Origin of the sequence: Streptomyces sp. NPDC051109 (genome assembly GCF_044455885.1) — a bacterium.
Taxonomy (GTDB): Bacteria; Actinomycetota; Actinomycetes; order Streptomycetales; family Streptomycetaceae; genus Streptomyces.
Map to the genome: position 1 here is coordinate 264680 of NZ_JBITFF010000005.1, position 17353 is coordinate 282032.

Annotated in this window: 15 protein-coding genes; 9 read left to right on the plus strand and 6 right to left on the minus strand. The window is 71.8% G+C overall.

The features are described from left to right. The first annotated feature begins 73 nt into the window (after window positions 1-73). Window positions 74-1594, plus strand: coding sequence for a hypothetical protein (locus tag ACIBAD_RS12350; protein ID WP_398906230.1), 1521 nt, complete (start codon window positions 74-76; stop codon window positions 1592-1594). Between the two features lie 29 nt (window positions 1595-1623). Here the strand turns inward: ACIBAD_RS12350 and ACIBAD_RS12355 are convergent, their stop codons facing one another. Genes ACIBAD_RS12355 through ACIBAD_RS12365 form a run of 3 tightly spaced genes read right to left on the minus strand, consistent with a single transcriptional unit; the run spans window position 1624 to window position 5824 of the window. Beyond that, window positions 1624-2847: a hypothetical protein gene (locus tag ACIBAD_RS12355; protein WP_398906232.1), complete on the minus strand. Its 1224-nt coding sequence runs from the start codon at window positions 2845-2847 to the stop codon at window positions 1624-1626. Then, window positions 2844-4622 carry a lipopolysaccharide biosynthesis protein gene (locus tag ACIBAD_RS12360; RefSeq protein ID WP_398906234.1) on the minus strand — a complete coding sequence of 593 codons (1779 nt, stop codon included), beginning with the start codon at window positions 4620-4622 and terminating at the stop codon, window positions 2844-2846. The genes ACIBAD_RS12355 and ACIBAD_RS12360 overlap by 4 nt, the downstream gene beginning before the upstream one ends. Further along, a complete protein-coding gene (locus ACIBAD_RS12365) occupies window positions 4619-5824 on the minus strand; it encodes a glycosyltransferase family 4 protein (RefSeq protein WP_134074385.1) in 1206 nt (401 codons plus the stop codon). Before ACIBAD_RS12365 ends, ACIBAD_RS12360 begins: the two co-directional genes overlap by 4 nt. A gap of 172 nt (window positions 5825-5996) precedes the next feature. Here ACIBAD_RS12365 and ACIBAD_RS12370 point away from each other — a divergent pair, with 172 nt between their 5' ends. Beyond that, entirely contained in the window at window positions 5997-6467 is a 471-nt protein-coding gene (locus tag ACIBAD_RS12370; RefSeq protein WP_134071025.1) for an adenylyltransferase/cytidyltransferase family protein, read from the plus strand. On the opposite strand, the gene ACIBAD_RS12375 is transcribed toward ACIBAD_RS12370, so the two are convergent. Beyond that, a complete protein-coding gene (locus ACIBAD_RS12375; protein WP_398906236.1) occupies window positions 6448-7170 on the minus strand; it encodes a CDP-alcohol phosphatidyltransferase family protein in 723 nt (240 codons plus the stop codon). The genes ACIBAD_RS12370 and ACIBAD_RS12375 overlap by 20 nt on opposite strands. A gap of 131 nt (window positions 7171-7301) precedes the next feature. Further along, window positions 7302-9608: a glycogen debranching protein GlgX gene (gene glgX / locus ACIBAD_RS12380; RefSeq protein WP_398906238.1), complete on the minus strand. Its 2307-nt coding sequence runs from the start codon at window positions 9606-9608 to the stop codon at window positions 7302-7304. A gap of 180 nt (window positions 9609-9788) precedes the next feature. Between glgX and ACIBAD_RS12385 the strand changes: the two genes are divergently transcribed. The 7 genes from ACIBAD_RS12385 to ACIBAD_RS12415 all read left to right on the plus strand — a co-directional run bounded on the left by ACIBAD_RS12385 (window position 9789) and on the right by ACIBAD_RS12415 (window position 16749). Further along, a complete protein-coding gene (locus tag ACIBAD_RS12385) occupies window positions 9789-11009 on the plus strand; it encodes an Ig-like domain-containing protein (protein WP_134074384.1) in 1221 nt (406 codons plus the stop codon). Between the two features lie 204 nt (window positions 11010-11213). After that, window positions 11214-12458, plus strand: coding sequence for an Ig-like domain-containing protein (locus tag ACIBAD_RS12390; protein WP_166682040.1), 1245 nt, complete (start codon window positions 11214-11216; stop codon window positions 12456-12458). 85 nt (window positions 12459-12543) lie between these two features. After that, the gene (locus ACIBAD_RS12395) at window positions 12544-13311 is read left to right on the plus strand and encodes an enoyl-CoA hydratase-related protein (RefSeq protein ID WP_119095225.1); all 768 of its coding nucleotides are present in this window, start codon (window positions 12544-12546) and stop codon (window positions 13309-13311) included. 243 nt (window positions 13312-13554) lie between these two features. After that, window positions 13555-14058, plus strand: a complete 504-nt coding sequence (locus tag ACIBAD_RS12400; protein ID WP_134071019.1) for an ATP-binding protein — start codon at window positions 13555-13557, stop codon at window positions 14056-14058. Between the two features lie 397 nt (window positions 14059-14455). Then, window positions 14456-15235, plus strand: a complete 780-nt coding sequence (locus ACIBAD_RS12405) for a polysaccharide deacetylase family protein (protein WP_398906241.1) — start codon at window positions 14456-14458, stop codon at window positions 15233-15235. Further along, window positions 15232-16422 carry a YncE family protein gene (locus ACIBAD_RS12410; RefSeq protein ID WP_134071015.1) on the plus strand — a complete coding sequence of 397 codons (1191 nt, stop codon included), beginning with the start codon at window positions 15232-15234 and terminating at the stop codon, window positions 16420-16422. The genes ACIBAD_RS12405 and ACIBAD_RS12410 overlap by 4 nt, the downstream gene beginning before the upstream one ends. A gap of 114 nt (window positions 16423-16536) precedes the next feature. Then, a complete protein-coding gene (locus tag ACIBAD_RS12415; protein WP_030159204.1) occupies window positions 16537-16749 on the plus strand; it encodes an EF-hand domain-containing protein in 213 nt (70 codons plus the stop codon). A 65-nt stretch (window positions 16750-16814) separates the two neighbouring features. Here the strand turns inward: ACIBAD_RS12415 and ACIBAD_RS12420 are convergent, their stop codons facing one another. Continuing rightward, entirely contained in the window at window positions 16815-17351 is a 537-nt protein-coding gene (locus tag ACIBAD_RS12420; RefSeq protein ID WP_398906244.1) for a PadR family transcriptional regulator, read from the minus strand. Window positions 17352-17353 lie beyond the last annotated feature (2 nt).

Consider the following 17353-nt stretch of genomic DNA (forward strand, 5'->3'; position numbering starts at 1 on the left):
AGGCGCGCCTCCCCGGGCGCCGCCCGCTCAGACTAGACTGCGCGCGGACCAGGCACATGGGGTGGGGGCAGCAGTGGCAACGGACGTACGCAAGCCCCCGGTGACCCCGCCGGTTCCGCCCGCCCCCGCGCCGGAGGACGTGCACCGGTGGGGCCGGGTCACCACCCCGCGCACCCTGCTCTCGCGCGCCCTGTCCGTCCCGCTCATCCTCGGCTTCACCGTCTTCCTGCCGCTGATCGTCGCCGTCCAGTCCGGCGACGGCCAGCGCGACGCCGCCTTCTGGCTCCAGCTCCTGCTCACGATGTACGCGGGAGCCCGGCTCTCGGCGATGGTCCTCACCAGCCGGCGCAAGCTGCTCCAGGGCTCCTTCTGGCTCTTCGTCTACATGGCGATGGGCGTGGCCCCCCTCGCGCAGGCCGTCCTGGGGCGGGTCCCGACCCCCGTGGTCGGCCCCCGCTCCGACCTCACCGTCGCGATCGGCCTGGTCCTGCTCGGCTGCACGGCGTTCGACGTCGGCGTCCTGCTCGCCCGCCACCGGCCGACCGGGCGGGCCGGCGGCTCCCAGCGGGAGCCGCGGCCGGTGATGGCCCACCGGCGCCGCCTCCAACTGCTGACCGGGCTCGCCTTCCTGTGCAGCGCCGCGTTCATCATGAAGCTCGGCGGCCCGGCGGTGTTCTTCTCCAGCCGCCAGGAGATCATCGCGGGCATCGAGGAGGCGGGCGTCTCCAACGGCGACGGCCAAGCCGGCCAGGCCCTGCTGCGCGGCTTCGGCACGGTCCCCGCGCTGCTCGCCCTGCTGCTGTACACGCGCTGGCTGATCACCTCGACGTACGCCCGGCGCAAGGTGTCGATCATCGTCACCTGGGGGGCGCTGGCCCTGCTCAACCTGGTGGTCAACAACCCGATCTCCAACCCGCGGTACTGGTTCCTCACGGTCATGTTCGCGATGCTGTTCACCGTCTTCCCGGTGAGCGCCGCGATGTACCGGGTGGCGCTGTCGATGGCAGTGGTGATCGCCCTGCTCGTGTTCCCGTTCGCGGACCGCTTCCGGTACGACGAGAAGAACTACAAGCCGGTCGAGACGACGTCGTTCCTGGAGCCGATGGCGCTCAAGGACTACGACCAGATCGGCATGTTCGCGAACACCATCACGTACTCCAACTCCGGACCCGGGCACCTGTACGGGCGCCAGCTCGCGGGATCCGTCTTCTTCGCGGTGCCGCGCTCGGTCTGGCCGGGCAAGCCGAAGGACACGGGCGTGATGGTCGGCGAGTGGATGGGGACGGTCAACACCAACCTCTCGTCCCCGATCTGGGCCGAGCTGTGGCTGGACTTCGGCCCGCTGGGCATGGGCGCCGGCCTCCTGGGCGTGGGGTACGCGGCCGCCCGCGTGGACCGCCGCTACGCGAAGCGCGCCACGCGGCGCTCGCCTCCGGGCAGCCTGATCTCGGTGGTGGTCCCGCTGGTCGCGGGCTACTCGTTCATCCTCCTGCGGGGCCCGCTGCTCCAGGCCTCCGGCCGAGTGGCGATCGCAGCCCTCTGTCTGGCGCTGGTCGCGACGTACCGCCAGGACAAGACGACCGTCCTGCGCTAGACGTTGTCGCCGGGCGAAGACCCGGCAGGTCAGGCCGCCGTCGTCACGGGCGGCTCCGGCGCGCGGGCCGGGACGCGGGAGACGCGGAGCCAGGCCGCCGCGGCCTTCAGGGCCGAGCCCGCCGCCAGCCCCCAGGCGGCGCCGGCCACGCCGGCCACCGCGTAGCCGCCCAGCAGCAGCGCCACCGACAGCAGCGAGAACACCACCTGCAGGGACAGCGTCGCCTTCGGGTTCAGCACCCGCAGGGTCAGCAGGGCGCACGTGCCCAGGCCCATCACCGCGTACTGGGCTCCCGTGGCGGGGAGCAGGGCGGACGCCGCCGCCCACGTGTCGCCCAGCAGCTCCCGGCCCAGGCCGTCGGGCAGCGCGTACAGAGCCGCGCCCCAGCCGGCGCCCAGCGCCGCCAGCACACCGCCCATCGCCGCCGTCAAACGGACCACGCCGCGCTTGCCCGACGCCCGCCCCACCACGGGCGGGCCGAACGCGTTCGCCGAGTTGAACAGCACGTTCAGCGGTCCGAACAACGTCGTCGCACCCCGCAGCGCGCCCACGGCCAGAGGGGTCGCGAACAGGCCGAGCCCCAGCACCGCCAGCTGGCTGGAGCCGTTGCCCACCACGAACTCGACCACGAACCGCTGCCCCAGGTGCCCCCGCCGCACGTACGGCCGCAGATCGGCGACCGAGCCGCGGACGTACGGGCGCAGCAGCCAGAGCCCCAGCGCGAGCGCCGGAAGCGCCGAGACCCCCCACACCAGCACCAGCCGCCCCGCCGAAGCCCCTTCGGGCTGGAGCAGCAGCGCCGCGACGACGCACACCAGCCGCAGCCCGTCCGCGGCCAGCGCCCGCTCGGGCGTGCGCAGCGCGGAGAAGCAGTACCGCAGCCCGTCCTGGACGAGCACCAGCGGCAGTACGAGGCCCAGCGCGAGGAAGGCCCAGCCGCCGGCGCCGGGCACGGCGAGGCCGACGACGGCCAGCGCCGCGCCCGCCGCCGCCGAGGCGGCCCCGGTGAACGCGAGGCCCGAGCGGCAGACCGCGCCCAGCCGGTCCTCGTCCTTCTCCAGCACCACCGTCTGGCCCACGTACGCCATGTTCAGCCCGAGGAGCACGCTGAACGTCACGTACACCATCGAGAAGTCGGCGAAGCCGGACGCCGAGGAGAGCCGGGCGGCCAGCACCAGCACCAGGATGTTGGTGGCGCTGGACGCGGCCTGGTCCAGGACCGAGGAGACGGCGGCGAGGCCGCGCCGGCTCACCTGCGGCCCATGCGCACCGTGCGCAGGGCCACCGTGTCCGTGCCGTCGCCCGGGATGTGCTGCTCCGGTTCGGCCTGCCGGCCCCCGCTCTGCTGCCCGTGGTTCGGCTGCCGCGTGAGCGGCTGCGCCTGCGGGCCGGACGGCCGGGAGGCCTGCGCCGGGGCGGCGGACGCGCCCTTCGCCTTGCCGCCGCGGCCGGCCCGGCCGCGCTTCTCGCCCGGCAGCGGAGCGTGCAGCACCGCGCCGAGCACCGTGCCGCCGGCGCCGCTGATCAGCTCGCGGATCCGGGACAGGTCGGTGCGGTGGACGGCGCGCGGATCGCAGACGACCAGGACGCCGTCGACGCGGTCGACGAGCGCGAGGGCGTCGGCGTAGGAGAGGACGGGCGGCGCGAGTACGACGACCGTGGAGTTGGGGGAATCGGCCTCGGAGATCAGCCGGGTGGCGCGCGGGGAGGTCAGCGCGCGGGCCACGTTGCGCACCGGCTCGCCCGGGATCAGGTCGAAGGCGCCGGACTCCCCGGCGTCGACGACGAGCTGGCGCCCGTCGGGCCAGTCGGTGTCGCCGTGGGCCGCGGCCGCTCCGCCCTGCGCCTGGCTCCAGCGCGGCCGCGCGCCGGCGCCGGTCGGCAGCTGGCTGGCCAGGACCGGCGTGCGCAGGTCGGCCTCGATGAGCAGGACGTCCTTGCCGGTCTCCGCGAAGGAGGCGGCCAGGTTCACCGCCACCGCGGCGGCGGTCTCGCTGCTGCCGCGCGGGGCGACGACCAGCAGGCGGCGCCGGTCGGCGAAGCGGGAGTCGTAGGCGAGCCGGAAGGCCACCGAGCGGAACTCCTCGGCGAGGCGGGGGTCCTCCTCGCCGGCCGCGAGCAGCGGACCGCCGCCGGTCTTGGAGCGCGGAAGGTAGCCGAGTACGGGCGCGCGCAGGGCCCGGGCGACATCGCCCTCGGAGCGCGGCGCGGGGTCGAACACGAGCCGGACCCACGCGGCGAGCAGGCCCAGGGCGAGGCCCACGGCCGCGCCGAGCGCCAGCGACATCACGAGGCCCGGGCCGTCGGTGTCGGACGGCGGGGTCGCGGGGCTGGTGACCCGGCCCGGGCTCATGTCCAGGGCCTGGAGCTTGGCGATGTTGCTGTTGAGGGTGTTGACCTTGCTCTGCAGGTCGGTCTTCGAGGCGTACGCGGCGTCGCGGCCCGTGCCGGCCGGCATGGTGTTGATCTGCTTGACGAGCTCGTCCAGGTTCTTGGCGACCGGGTCGCGCTGGTCCTGGTAGCCCTTGACCATCTTGTCGCGCGTGACGTCGAGGGAGTCCTGCCGCTTGAGCAGGTACGCCTCGGTCATCGCGTTGGCGCGGGTGGCGGCCTCCTTGGCGGAGGACGCGGTGTACGTGAAGCGCAGCACCATCGTCTGCGGCGGGTTGGTCACCTGGAGGCCGCTGCGCAGGCCGGCGAAGTCCTTCGAGGTCACGCCGAGCTTCTTCGCGGCCTCGTTGGCTATGGAGGAGCTGAGCGCGACCTGCCGCTCCGAGCCGATGTTGATCGCCTTGTCGGGCGCGAGGCTCGGGTTGAACGGGTCGTCGGTGGGCGCGCGCAGCACGATGTCCGCGGTGGCGACATAGGTGTCGGACGTGGATATGCCGAGGTAGACGCCGCCCAGCAGGCCGACGCCGATACCCGCCCCGAGGAGGCGGCGGTAGCGCAGGAGCTGTTTGAACTGGTCCCTGAGGAGGTCCGGTTCGTCCTCCGCCGGGACCGACGCGGGGCGGTTGGTCTCGATCACGGCTGCGGACCCCCAAGTGCTTCGTCTATCAGTGCGTCGATGCGGGCCAGGCCCGCGTCACGGCTCAAGTGGGCCGCCACGTGCCGCGGCCCGGCCGCCCCGAGCGCATCCGCGCCCTCGGGGTCCTCGGCGAGGGCCCGTACGGCCTTCAGCAGGGCGTGGGGGTCCTCCGGTGGTACGAGCACCCCCGCGCCCGAGCGTTCCACTTCCTGGGCCGTGCCGCCCTCCGCCGCCACGGACGCGATGACGGGGCGGCCGGCCTGGAAGTAGGAGGTCAGTTTGGACGGCACGCTCATGTCGAGCACGGCCGCGTGCTGCGTCACGGCGAGGACGTCCGCCGCCGCGAGGATATCCGGGAACTCTCCGTCGGCGGCAGGGGGGATGATGTCCAGATTCGGGACGTCTGCCGCGAGGTCGGCCAGGGCCGAGCGCTGACTGCCGTCGCCCATGAGGACGAAACGGACACCCGGATCCAGCCGGGCGGCGCCCACGAGCACTTCGAGGCCTTGCTTGAGGCCCATGTTGCCGGAGTGCAGGACGACCGGCTCGCCGGGGGCCCAGCCGAGGTGGCGCCGGGTCTGGCCCCGCGGCCGGGTGGGCTGCGGGACGTGGGACCAGTTGGGCACGAGGCGGATCTTCTTCGGATCCACGCCCATGCCGACGACCCGGTCCACGAAGGTCTCGTGGATGACGCCGACCAGCGCGGCCCGCTTCAGGGCGAACGCCTCCGCGCGCCCCGCGATCGCGGCCGCCTTGTCGCCGCCGCTGATCCCGCTCTGCGCGGCGGCCGCGCCCATCAGGTCCTGGACGACCGGGATGAACGGGACCTTCCAGCGGGCGGCGAGCCGGGCCGCGAGGACGCCGCCGGCCAGGCTGGGCATCTGGGCCATGACCGCGTCCGGGCGCGGCATCCGGGGCGGCGCCACGGAACCGTGCAGCAGAATCGATCCTTCAAAGAGGGCCCGCTTGACGGCGGTCTGGCGCGGCGGCACGGTGTGCGCACGCCGGTGCACTGTGACCCCCGCGCGCCGTTCCGTGCGCCGGAGCGCCCCCTTGTACTCCGGCTCCAACGACCACGACGGGTAGTGCGGCATGCCGGCGAGCACGTGGGTGTCGTGGCCGAGATCCGCCCAGTGCTCCGCGATCTGGGTGGCGTAGGGCCCAATCCCCGCGTGCTCGGGAGCGTAGTTGGTGGAAACCAGCAGTAGGCGCCGGTGACCGGATCTCGACACTGAACGTCCCCTTCTCCCCAGGATGATGCGCACGTCACCCTATTCGTTCACCGACAGCCTGCGGAACGTGCACGCTATTGTCTGCTAATCCACCACACCGGGGGGTGTGGTCGCTGGGGGGTAACTCATGACGGAGCGCGACATGTCCGACCTTGGCGCACCTGCGCACAGACCGTACCGAGTGGGGTACGCCCCAGGTGCGTACGATCTGTTCCACATCGGACATCTCAATATCCTTCGGCACGCCCGGAGCCAGTGCGACTACCTGGTCGCCGGGGTGGTCTCCGACGAGATGGCGGAACTGGCCAAGGGGCGCCGCCCGATGATCCCGCTCGTGGAGCGGCTGGAAATCGTCCGCAGCGTCCGGTACGTGGACGCGGCGTTCGTCGAGACGGTCCCGGACAAGGTGGAGACCTGGAAGCAGGTCCGCTTCGACGTGATCTTCAAGGGCGACGACTGGAGGGGCACTCCCAAGGGCGACAGGCTGGAGAGGGACTTCGCCGCCGTCGGCGTCGACGTCGTCTACTTCCCCTACACGGTGCACACCTCCAGCACCCAGCTGCGCCGGGCCCTGGACGCGCTGTCCGAGCCGCTCAGCGCGGAACGGCGCTGAGCTCCCGGAACCACTTCGCGAGGAACGCGGCCAGGAACAGCACGGCGACCGCGCCGAGTCCCGCGTACGCCCAGCGGAACAGCCCCCCGCCCCCGAGCGCGACGAACACCAGGCAGAACACGCCGTAGTCGACGGGCAGCAGCGCCACCGCGCGCACGGTCGAGGGCGCGGCGGCGGGGCTCCCCGGCGCCGGCTTCGGCTTGAGCTTCTCGGTCAGCAGCCCGCCGAAGAAGGTGACGACCGAGGCGAACTGGAAGCCCAGCGGCACCAGCAGCCAGCCGTCCTGGCCCGTCCCGTACTCCTCGGGGAAGCGGTAGAACGCGATCAGCACGCAGCTGTGCAGGGCGGTCAGCTTGGCGCAGTCCACGACGTGGTCCAGCCACTCGCCCGCGGCGCTGCCGCCCCCGCGCAGCCGGGCCAGCTGCCCGTCGGCCGAGTCGAAGGCGAAGCCGACGGCGAGCGCGGCCCACACGGCGGCGCCCAGCCCCCACGAGGGCGCGGCGAGCGCCACGCAGGCCGCGGCGGCGAAGCTGAAGGCGGCGCTGACCAGCGTCACCTGGTTCGGGGTCAGTCCGAGCGCATACGACACGGCGGCCAGATACCGCCCCGCGGGCCGGTTGACGAACCGCGAATAGAGCGACACCCCCTTCGCCGACTTCTGCGCCCCGCGCAGCTCCCGCAGCGCGGTCCCCACTCTCGCCATGCGTACCCCTGATCCCTGCCGATGTGGCACACGCGTACGGGTGCACGTGTGTACGAGGCCACATCATCGCAGGACCGGTGAGGGTTCCCGCTCCGGTTCAGCCGACCACCCGCAACACCCGGCCACCCGCCTCAGCCGACCACCCGCAACAGCAGCACCGACCGGGCCGGCACCGTCAGCGTCTCACCACCCCGGTGCCGGGTGCCGGGTGGCGCGGCCTGGTCCTCCCGCGCGGTGTCCAGCACCAGTTCGTAGACCGCCGCCCACGGCGCGCCCGGCAGCACCCACGCCGCCGGCCGGTCCCCGGCGTGCAGCAGCGCCAGGAAGCTGTCGTCGCTGACCTGCCGGCCCCGCTCGTCGCGGCCCGGGATGTCCCGCCCCGACAGGTACATCCCGAGTGCGGCGGCGGGGGCGTACCAGTCCCGCTCGGTCATCTCCGTGCCCGCGGGTGTGAACCAGGCCAGGTCCCGCAGCCCGTCCGCGCCCTGCGGCCGCCCCGAGAAGAAGGCCCGCCTGCGCAGCACCGGATGCTCCTGGCGCAGCGCCACCAGCCGCGAGGCCAGTGCGAACAGCTCCCGCCAGGCCGGATCCTCCAGCAGCGACCAGTCCACCCAGCCCGTCTCGTTGTCCTGGCAGTACGCGTTGTTGTTCCCGCCCTGCGTCCGCCCGAACTCGTCCCCGGCCACCAGCATCGGCACCCCGGTCGACAGCAGCAGCGTGGTCAGCAGATTGCGCAGCTGACGCCGCCGCAGCACCCCGATCCGGGCATCGTCCGCCTCACCCTCCACCCCGCAGTTCCACGAGCGGTTGTCGTTCGTCCCGTCGCGCCCCGCCTCCCCGTTGGCCTCGTTGTGCTTGCGCTCGTACGACACCAGGTCGCGCAGGGTGAAGCCGTCGTGCGCCGTCACGAAGTTCACCGAGGCGTACGGCCGCCGCCCGCCCCACGCGTACAGGTCGCTGGAGCCCGACAGCCGGTACCCGAGGTCCCGCACGTCGGGCAGCGCGCCCCGCCAGAAATCCCGCACGGCATCGCGGTACCGGTCGTTCCACTCCGTCCACAGCGGCGGGAACGCCCCCACCTGGTAGCCGCCCGAGCCCACGTCCCAGGGCTCGGCGATCAGCTTGACCCGCCGCAGCACCGGGTCCTGGGCGATCACCGCGAGGAACGGCGACAGCATGTCCACGTCGTGCATCGAACGGGCCAGGGCCGCCGCCAGGTCGAAGCGGAAGCCGTCCACCCCCATCTCGGTGACCCAGTAGCGCAGCGAGTCCGTGATGAGCCGCAGTACGTGCGGGCGCCCCGCGTGCAGGGTGTTCCCGCAGCCCGTGTAGTCGGCGTACCGGCGCTGGTCCGACTGGAGCCGGTAGTAGCCCCGGTTGTCGATCCCGCGCAGCGACAGCGTCGGGCCCAGCTCGCCCGCCTCCGCCGTGTGGTTGTAGACCACGTCGAGGATGACCTCGATCCCGGCCGTGTGCAGGGCCCGCACCATCCGCTTGAACTCGCCCACCTGCTGCCCGGTCGTGCCGGACGAGGAGTAGCCGGCGTGCGGGGCGAAGTAGCCGATCGAGTTGTAGCCCCAGTAGTTGCGCAGGCCCCGGCGCAGCAGGTGGTCCTCGTGCGCGAACTGGTGCACCGGCAGCAGTTCGACCGCCGTCACGCCCAGCTTCACCAGGTGCTCCACCGCCGCCGGATGGGCCAGGCCCGCGTACGTGCCGCGCAGCTCCTCGGGAACACCCGGATGGCGCATCGTGAACCCGCGCACGTGCAGCTCGTAGATCACCGAATCGGCCCACGGGGTCTTCGGCCGGACGTCGTCCGCCCAGTCGTCGTCATCGTGGACGACGACCCCCTTGGGGACGTACGGCGCCGAATCGCGATCGTCGCGCACGGTGTCCGCGATGTACTGCTGCGGCCAGTCGCGGACGTGCCCGTACACCTCCGGCGGCAGCGCGAAGTCCCCGTCGACGGCCCGGGCGTACGGGTCCAGCAGCAGCTTGGCCGGATTGAACCGGGCCCCCGTCCAGGGGTCCCAGCGGCCGTGCACCCGGAACCCGTACCGCTGCCCGGGACGCACCCCGGGCAGGAAGCCGTGCCAGATCTCGTGCGTCAGCTCGGTCAGCGCGCACCGGGTCTCGGCGCCCGCCGCGTCGAAGAGGCACACCTCCACCGCTTCCGCGCCCTGCGCCCACAGAGCGAAGTTGGTGCCCGCCGTCCCGTCGGGGCCGGTACGGAACCGCGCCCCCAGCGGGTGCGAGGAACCCGGCCACACCGGGGGCCCCGAGCGCGTGACGGCCCGTAAGGCCGCCTCGCGCGCCTGTACCAGCGGCCCGCTCCGCTGACCGTTGACATGCGGGGCGGGCGACTCCACTGAGGTCACTGAGGTCACTGACTCCACGGCGGCGGTATCCACCGCCTCTTGCTCGGCTGCGCTCGACACTGCCCGCCTCCACGGCTCCCGGGTACCGCCGGGGGAAGGGAGTGCGGCCCCGGCGTCCCTGCCCGGGCCCGCCCCCGTCTGGTCCTTCCCACTGTTCTGCCCGGAGAGATCTGCCCGGAACGTGGCCCGCGCTCACGTTTCCCCCGGAGGGGCCCGGTCGTTGGAGGGATCGTGACCATTCTGACGAGGCGGGCAGGGGCGGGCTTGGCCGCCGTGGCGGCATGGGCGGGCCTGTTGGGCGGCCTGGCCGGATGCACCGCGAGCGGCGGTTCCCCCGTCGAGATCCAGCTTCCCGGCAAACCCCGGTCGCCCGACGAGGCCATCCGGATCACCCCCGAGGACAACGCCAAGGGGGTTCCGGCCGAGGGGCCGCTGACCGTCAGAGTGCCCGAGGGCCGCCTCGAACGGGTCGTGGTGACCAAGGTCGAGGACGCCCAGGAGGAGCGCGTGCCCGGCTCCATCGCCCCCGACGGCCTCAGCTGGAGCCCCGACACCGAGGGCGGCCGGCTCGCGCTCGCGGCCAAGTACACCGTGGACGCGGTCGCCCTCGACGGCCACAACCGGCGCCAGGCCCGGCACACCACCTTCACCACCTACGTCCCCGAGGAGCGGTTCATCGGCTACTTCAAGCCCGAGAACCGCTCCACCGTCGGCACCGGCATGATCGTCTCCTTCAACTTCAACCGGTCGATCGCGAACCGCGCCGACGTCGAGCGGGCCATCACCATCACCTCCAAGCCGCCGGTACAGGTCGTCGGCCACTGGTTCGGCAAGGAGCGCCTCGACTTCCGGCCCAAGGCGTACTGGAAGCCCGGCACCGAGGTCACCATCACGATGAACCTGCGGGACGTGCAGGGCGCGCCCGGCTCGTACGGCATCCAGGACAAGTCCGTCACCTTCACGGTCGGCCGCTCCCAGGTCTCCCTCGTGGACGCGGAGGCGCACACGATGGAGGTCCGCCGGGACGGGAAGCTGGTCCAGACGCTCCCGATCAGCGCCGGGGCGCCGAAGCACACCACCTACAACGGGAAGATGGTGGTGCTGGAGATGTTCGACGTGACCCGGATGAACGGCCAGACCGTCGGGTTCGGGGGCGAGTACGACATCCCCGACGTCCCGCACGCCATGCGGCTCACCACCTCCGGGACCTTCCTGCACGGGAACTACTGGGCCAGCCCGGACACCTTCGGCTCCACCAACACCAGCCACGGCTGCGTGGGGCTGCGTGACGACAAGGGCGGCGGCTCGGACACCCCGGCCGGCTGGTTCTTCGACCGGACCCTGGTCGGGGACGTGGTGGAGGTCGTGAACTCCCAGGACAAGACGGTGGCCCCGAACAACGGGCTGGGCGGCTGGAACATGTCCTGGGCGGACTGGGTCGCGGGCTCCGCCATCACCTGAGGCTCGCCGGGCCCCTGCCGGAGGCGCCCGGCGCGCGGCCGCGACGGCCAGGAGTGCACCGAACCCGGTACGGAGGACCGAGCCCGCCGCCGTCCGCCGGGCGTTCCCCCTCTTGGGACGGAACGGTGACAAGACCGTTTCTCTTCGTCATCCCCCCGTGTGATTTCCTGTCGACATGCGCGCGACTGTCCGCGCGCGGGGGACATGGGGAGAAGAAGAGTGAACCTGCAGCCGATACGCGGCCGCGCCCGCCGCACCGGCCTGCCGGCCCTCCTGCTCGGAGCGGCACTGCTGCTCACCAGCGCGTGCAGCGGAGGCGGCAACACGGGTGGGGGAGGCGGCGACAACAGCGGCGCCGGCGGAGGCGGCAAGAACGGCACCGAGGCGTCCAAGGCCGTCGTGAACGTCAAGCCGGACGACGGGGCCAAGGAGGTCGCCACCAGCGGCGTCCTGAAGATAACCAGCACCGGCGGCAAGCTCACCACGGTGACCGTCGCCGACACCAAGGGCAACGCCGTCGACGGAAAGCTCGCCGCGGACGGCGCGAGCTGGGAGCCCGGCCGCAACCTGGCCGCCGCCACCGAGTACAAGGTGCACGCCGTCGCCAAGGACGAGGCCGGCCGCGAGTCCGCCAAGGACACCACGTTCACCACCCTCACCCCGACCAACACCTTCGTCGGCCACTACACGCCCGAGGACGGCGAGACCGTCGGCGTGGGCATGCCGGTGTCGTTCAACTTCACCCGCGGCATCACCAACACCGAGGCCGTCGAGAAGGCCATCACGGTGACGGCCGAGCCGTCGGTCCCGGTCGAGGGCCACTGGTTCGGCAACGACCGCCTCGACTTCCGCCCCGAGAAGTACTGGGCCGCGGGCACCAAGGTCACCGTGAAGATCGCCCTCGACGGCGTCGAAGGCCGTCCCGGCGTCTACGGCAAGCAGACCCGTACGGTCACCTTCACCATCGGCCGCTCGCAGGTCTCCACGGTCGACGCGAGCGAGCACACGATGCAGGTAGTCCGGGACGGCCAGGTCCTCAAGGACCTCCCGATCACCGCGGGCGCCCCGTCGACGACCACGTACAACGGGCAGATGGTCATCAGCGAGAAGTACAAGGTGACCCGGATGAACGGCGCGACCGTCGGCTTCGGCGGCGAGTACGACATCTCGGACGTCCCGCACGCGATGCGCCTGTCGCAGTCGGGCACCTTCGTCCACGGCAACTACTGGGCCTCCTCGGGCACGTTCGGCTCCGAGAACGTCAGCCACGGCTGCGTGGGCCTCAAGGACGTCCGCGGCGCGGGTGACGGCAACCAGCCCGCCGCCTGGTTCTTCAACGAGTCGCTGATCGGCGACGTCGTCATCGTGAAGAACTCCAAGGACAAGCAGATCGCCCCGGACAACGGCCTCAACGGCTGGAACATGGACTGGGCGGAGTGGATCAAGTAGTCCTCTCCCGTACGTAGTCGAGTGGCCCGGTGCTGTGACCCACAGCACCGGGCCACTCGCGTTAGCCACCGCTAACCTTCCGCGTATGACCCTCTCTCTCGAAGTCTCCGAAGGCGTCGGCACCCTCCGCCTGGACCGGCCGCCCATGAACGCCCTGGACATCGCCACCCAGGACCGGCTGCGCGAGCTCGCGGTGGAGGCCACCGACCGGGCCGACGTGCGCGCGGTGATCATCTACGGCGGCGAGAAGGTGTTCGCGGCCGGCGCGGACATCAAGGAGATGCAGACGATGGACCACGCGGCGATGGTCGCCCGGTCCCGCGCGCTCCAGGACGCGTTCACCGCGGTGGCCCGGATCCCCAAGCCCGTCGTGGCCGCCGTCACCGGCTACGCCCTCGGCGGCGGTTGCGAGCTCGCGCTGTGCGCCGACTACCGGATCGCCGCCGACAACGCGAAGCTCGGCCAGCCCGAGATCCTGCTGGGCCTGATCCCGGGGGCCGGCGGCACCCAGCGGCTGTCCCGGCTGATCGGCCCGTCCAAGGCCAAGGACCTGATCTTCACCGGCCGCATGGTCAAGGCGGAGGAGGCGCTCGCCCTCGGGCTCGTGGACCGCGTCGTGCCCGCCGCCGAGGTGTACGAGCAGGCGCACGCCTGGGCCGCCAAGCTGGCCCAGGGCCCGGCGATCGCGCTGCGCGCCGCCAAGGAGTGCGTGGACGCGGGTCTGGAGGCGGACATCGACACCGGCCTGACCATCGAACGCAACTGGTTCGCGGGCCTGTTCGCCACCGAGGACCGCGAGCGCGGCATGCGCAGCTTCGTCGAGGAGGGCCCGGGCAAGGCGAAGTTCGTCTGACCGCAAAGCCGTTGGTCCTCCCTAGGGGTGGATTAGCCAGGCCTTAAGGGAGCCTTAAGGACTGGTGGAGATCCACTGCGAGTGATCTTCCGGGAGCGGTGGGTCACCGCAGATCAGGGTGGTCCGACAGCTCTCCGCTTGCCTGGCGCATATGACGGAACACCCCCTCGGAATCGATGATTCCGGGGGGTGTTTTCCCAAGGAACGGCCCGGGCGGGCGCATCGGCCCTCCATGATGGGTGCATGGCGGGCCTGGAGGGTGTGGAACAGCCGCGGCAGCGCAACGGCGCTTCCGCCGTACGGCTGACGGCGGCTCTTGAGGACGAACAGGGTCTCAAGGCACTGGAGTTGTACGGGAATCCGGCTGAGGCGGAAGTGAACCTCCCGTCCATGCCGGAGTCGGCGAGCACGGCCCGCCGGCTCGCCCAGTACGTGGTGATCCGGTTCTGGGGCTTCTCCCCGCAGGTGTCCGAACACACCGTCCTGCTGGTCTCCGAGCTCGTCGGCAACGCGGTGCGGCACACCGGTGCCCGGTCGTTCGGCTTACGGATGCACCGGCGGCGCGGCTGGATGCGCGTCGAGGTGCGCGACCCCTCGCGCGGGCTGCCCTGCCTGATGCCGGTGCACGAGCTGGACACCACCGGACGGGGGCTCTTCCTCGTCGACAAGCTCTCCGACCGCTGGGGCGCCGACCTGCTGCCGCGCGGCAAGATCACCTGGTTCGAGATGCGGGTGGCCGACCGCTGACCGCCCCCGGCGCAGGACCCCGGAATGCCTGAAGCCCCCGGTCGCCGCGGTGGGGCGTCGTGGGGGCTTCATGGATGCGCCGAGGATCGAAGGGGGTGTGATCCTCGGCGTGGCGACTTCGCTCGGGTCAATGGGGAAGCCGTGATTCCGACTATGGCAGACGGGCGACCAAACACCAAAAGTCCCAACCTGGACATAAGTGTGCAAATAGTGAGAGTTTCGGGTTGAATCCTAGGTGAGGTGGGCCACTCACCTCGCAATCGATGAATAACTATCCGTCGCTCCGTGTGATTCATTGATCGAATATCGGACACTCCCTCATCCGGGTGTACTCCGATAGAGGGCCCGAAATGGGTCAATCGTTATCTTTCGCGTCATCCACCCCTTAAATGGGCAGGTGCTCTGCTACCCGGACCGCCGATCCGCCCTCCGCGCCGGAGCCGCGGCCGCCTTCGGCGTCCTCACCGCCGCCTGCGGCACGGGTGCCCGTACGCCCGCCGGCCCGCCCGCCGAGGCGCCCTCGGCGAAACCCGCCCCCGTGCGGGCCGCCGCCGTCCCGCGCCGCTACCCCGGCCAGCCCGACGAGATCGCGCACGGTCCGCGCGACCGCCCCCTGGTCGCCCTCACCTTCCACGGCAACGGCGACCCCGCCATCGCCCGGGCCGTGCTGGCCGAGGCCGAGAGGGCGGGCGCCCGGGTCACCGTACTGGCGATCGGCAGCTGGCTCGACGCCCACCCGGAGATGGCCCGCCGGGTCCTGGACGGTGGCCACGAGCTCGGCAACCACACCCAGCGCCACCTCGCGATCAACACCATGCCCGAGGCGGAGGCCTACGCCGAGATCACCGGCTGCGCGCAGCGGCTCAAGCGGCTCACCGGCTCCATCGGCACCTGGTTCCGGCCCTCCCAGACCCAGTACGCCACCCCGCTCGTCAAGGAGCTCGCCCGGCGGGCGGGCTACCCGCACGTCCTCTCGTACGACGTGGACTCCCTCGACTTCACCTCGCCCGGTGCCGCGGCCGTCATCCGCACCGTCACCGGCACGATCCACGGCGGATCGGTGGTGAGCCTGCACTTCGGCTACGCGGACACGGTCGACGCGATGCCGCCCCTCCTCGAAGAACTCGCGCGCCGCAAGCTGCGCGCGGTGACCACCACGGAGCTGCTGACCTCATGACGACCACCCGCCTTCCCCGGAAGGCCACCGTGCTGCTGGCCGGTCTGGTCCTCGCCGCCCTGGCCGGCTGCGGATCGGCCGACAAGGAGCCCGCCGAGGCGCTCGGCTCCGCGGCCCCGGCCCGGCAGCCCGTCAAGGCCGTCCCGGCCGTGCCGCCCGGCCTGGCCGGCATGCCGCCGCTCCTGGACCCGAAGGACGTGTACGCGGCCGACCGGCCGAACAACCTCTCGCCACTGGTCAAGGACTTCCCGTCGCGGGTCTACGTGCCGAACACCACCTCCAACACGGTGTCCGTCATCGACCCGAAGACGTACAAGGTCATCGACACCATCCCGGTCGGGATCCAGCCCCAGCACGTCGTCCCGTCCTGGGACATGAAGACCCTGTGGGTCAACAACAACCGAGGCCACACGCTCACCCCGATCAACCCGGCCACCGGCGAGGCGGGCGAGCCGGTCGAGGTGCACGACCCGTACAACCTGTACTTCACGCCGAACGGGAAGTACGCGATCGTGATGGCCTCCATGGACCGCGAGCTGGTCTTCCGCGATCCGCACACGATGAACCGGGTGAAGACGGTCCCCGTGACCTGCTTCGGGGTCAACCACGCGGACTTCTCCGCCGACGGCCGGTACTTCATCGTGAGCTGCGAGTTCTCCGGCGAGCTCCTCAAGGTCGACACCGAGAGGATGGAGGTCGTCGGCCAGCAGAAGCTGCCGTTCGAGGGCGCGATGCCGCAGGACGTGAAGGTCTCCCCGGACGGGAAGACCTTCTACGTCGCGGACATGATGGCGGACGGCATGTGGGTGCTCAGCGGGGACAAGTTCGACGTCCCCAAGCTGCTGCCCACCGGGAAGGGCACGCACGGCCTGTACGTGAGCCGCGACTCCAGGGAGATGTACATCTCCAACCGCGGCGAGGGCAGCATCTCCGTCTTCGACTTCAAGCAGAACAAGCTCACGAAGAAGTGGGAGCTGCCGGACGGCGGCAGCCCGGACATGGGCGGCGTCTCCGCCGACGGCAAGGTGCTGTGGCTGTCGGGGCGCTACAACTCCGAGGTCTACGCGATCGACACGGCGACCGGTCGGCAGCTCGCCAAGATCCGGGTGGGCGGCGGCCCGCACGGCCTGGCCGTCTACCCCCAGCCGGGCCGCTACTCGCTCGGCCACACGGGGATCTTCCGCTAGGGCGTCTCCGGCGGGTCGGGGCCGGAGAGCCCCGGGGGCGGCCCCCGGACAGGGCGGGGGGCGGGTGCCGCTACCCTTGGCCGGTCAACAAGCACCGAGAAGGGGTGGATCCCAGTGGCTGACATCGAGAGCGCGCGGGCGACGTTCGGCAAGTTCGACGCGGACGGTGACGGCTTCGTCACGGCGGACGAGTACAGCGCGGCCATGAAGGCGATGGGCGACGCGTTCGTCACCGGCGCCGTCGCGGACGCCGTGATCGCCGCCAAGGACGCGAACGGCGACGGCCGCATGAGCTTCGACGAGTTCTGGGCCGCCCTGAACAAGTAGGCGAGCCAGCCCTTGCGGAGCCCCCGTGCCGCCCCCTGTGGGACGGTACGGGGGCTCCGCGCCGCTCAGGCCATGCCCTCGACCTCGGCCAGGGCCTCCTCCAGCCAGCGCAGCCAGAACGTCTCCAGGCCGGTTCCGCCGTGCAGGACGAGCCTCCGCAGGCGGTCCTCGTCGGAGTCCCGCCCCGGCGGGAAGTCCTTCCGCTCGATGGCCTCGTAGACCGCCAGCTGCCGTCGGTGCAGCTCCAGGTGGCGCCGCAGCTCCGCGGCCAGCCCGTGCGGCCCCACCACGGCGGCCGCCCGGATCCGCAGCAGCAGCGGATCCCGGATGGCCTTGGGATCCTGGCTCTCGCCGACCCACCGCGCCAGCTCCGCGCTGCCGGCGTCCAGGACCTCGTACTCCTTCTTCTGCCCCCGTACGGGCACCTCGCTGGGCAGCGCCCGGATCAGCCCCGCCTCCTCCAGCCGGCCGAGCTCGCGATAGATCTGCTGGTGCGTCGCGGACCAGAAGTACCCGATCGACTTGTCGAACCGCCGCGTCAGCTCCAGCCCCGACGAGGGCTTCTCCATCAGGGCGGTGAGGATGGCGTGCGGCAGCGACATGC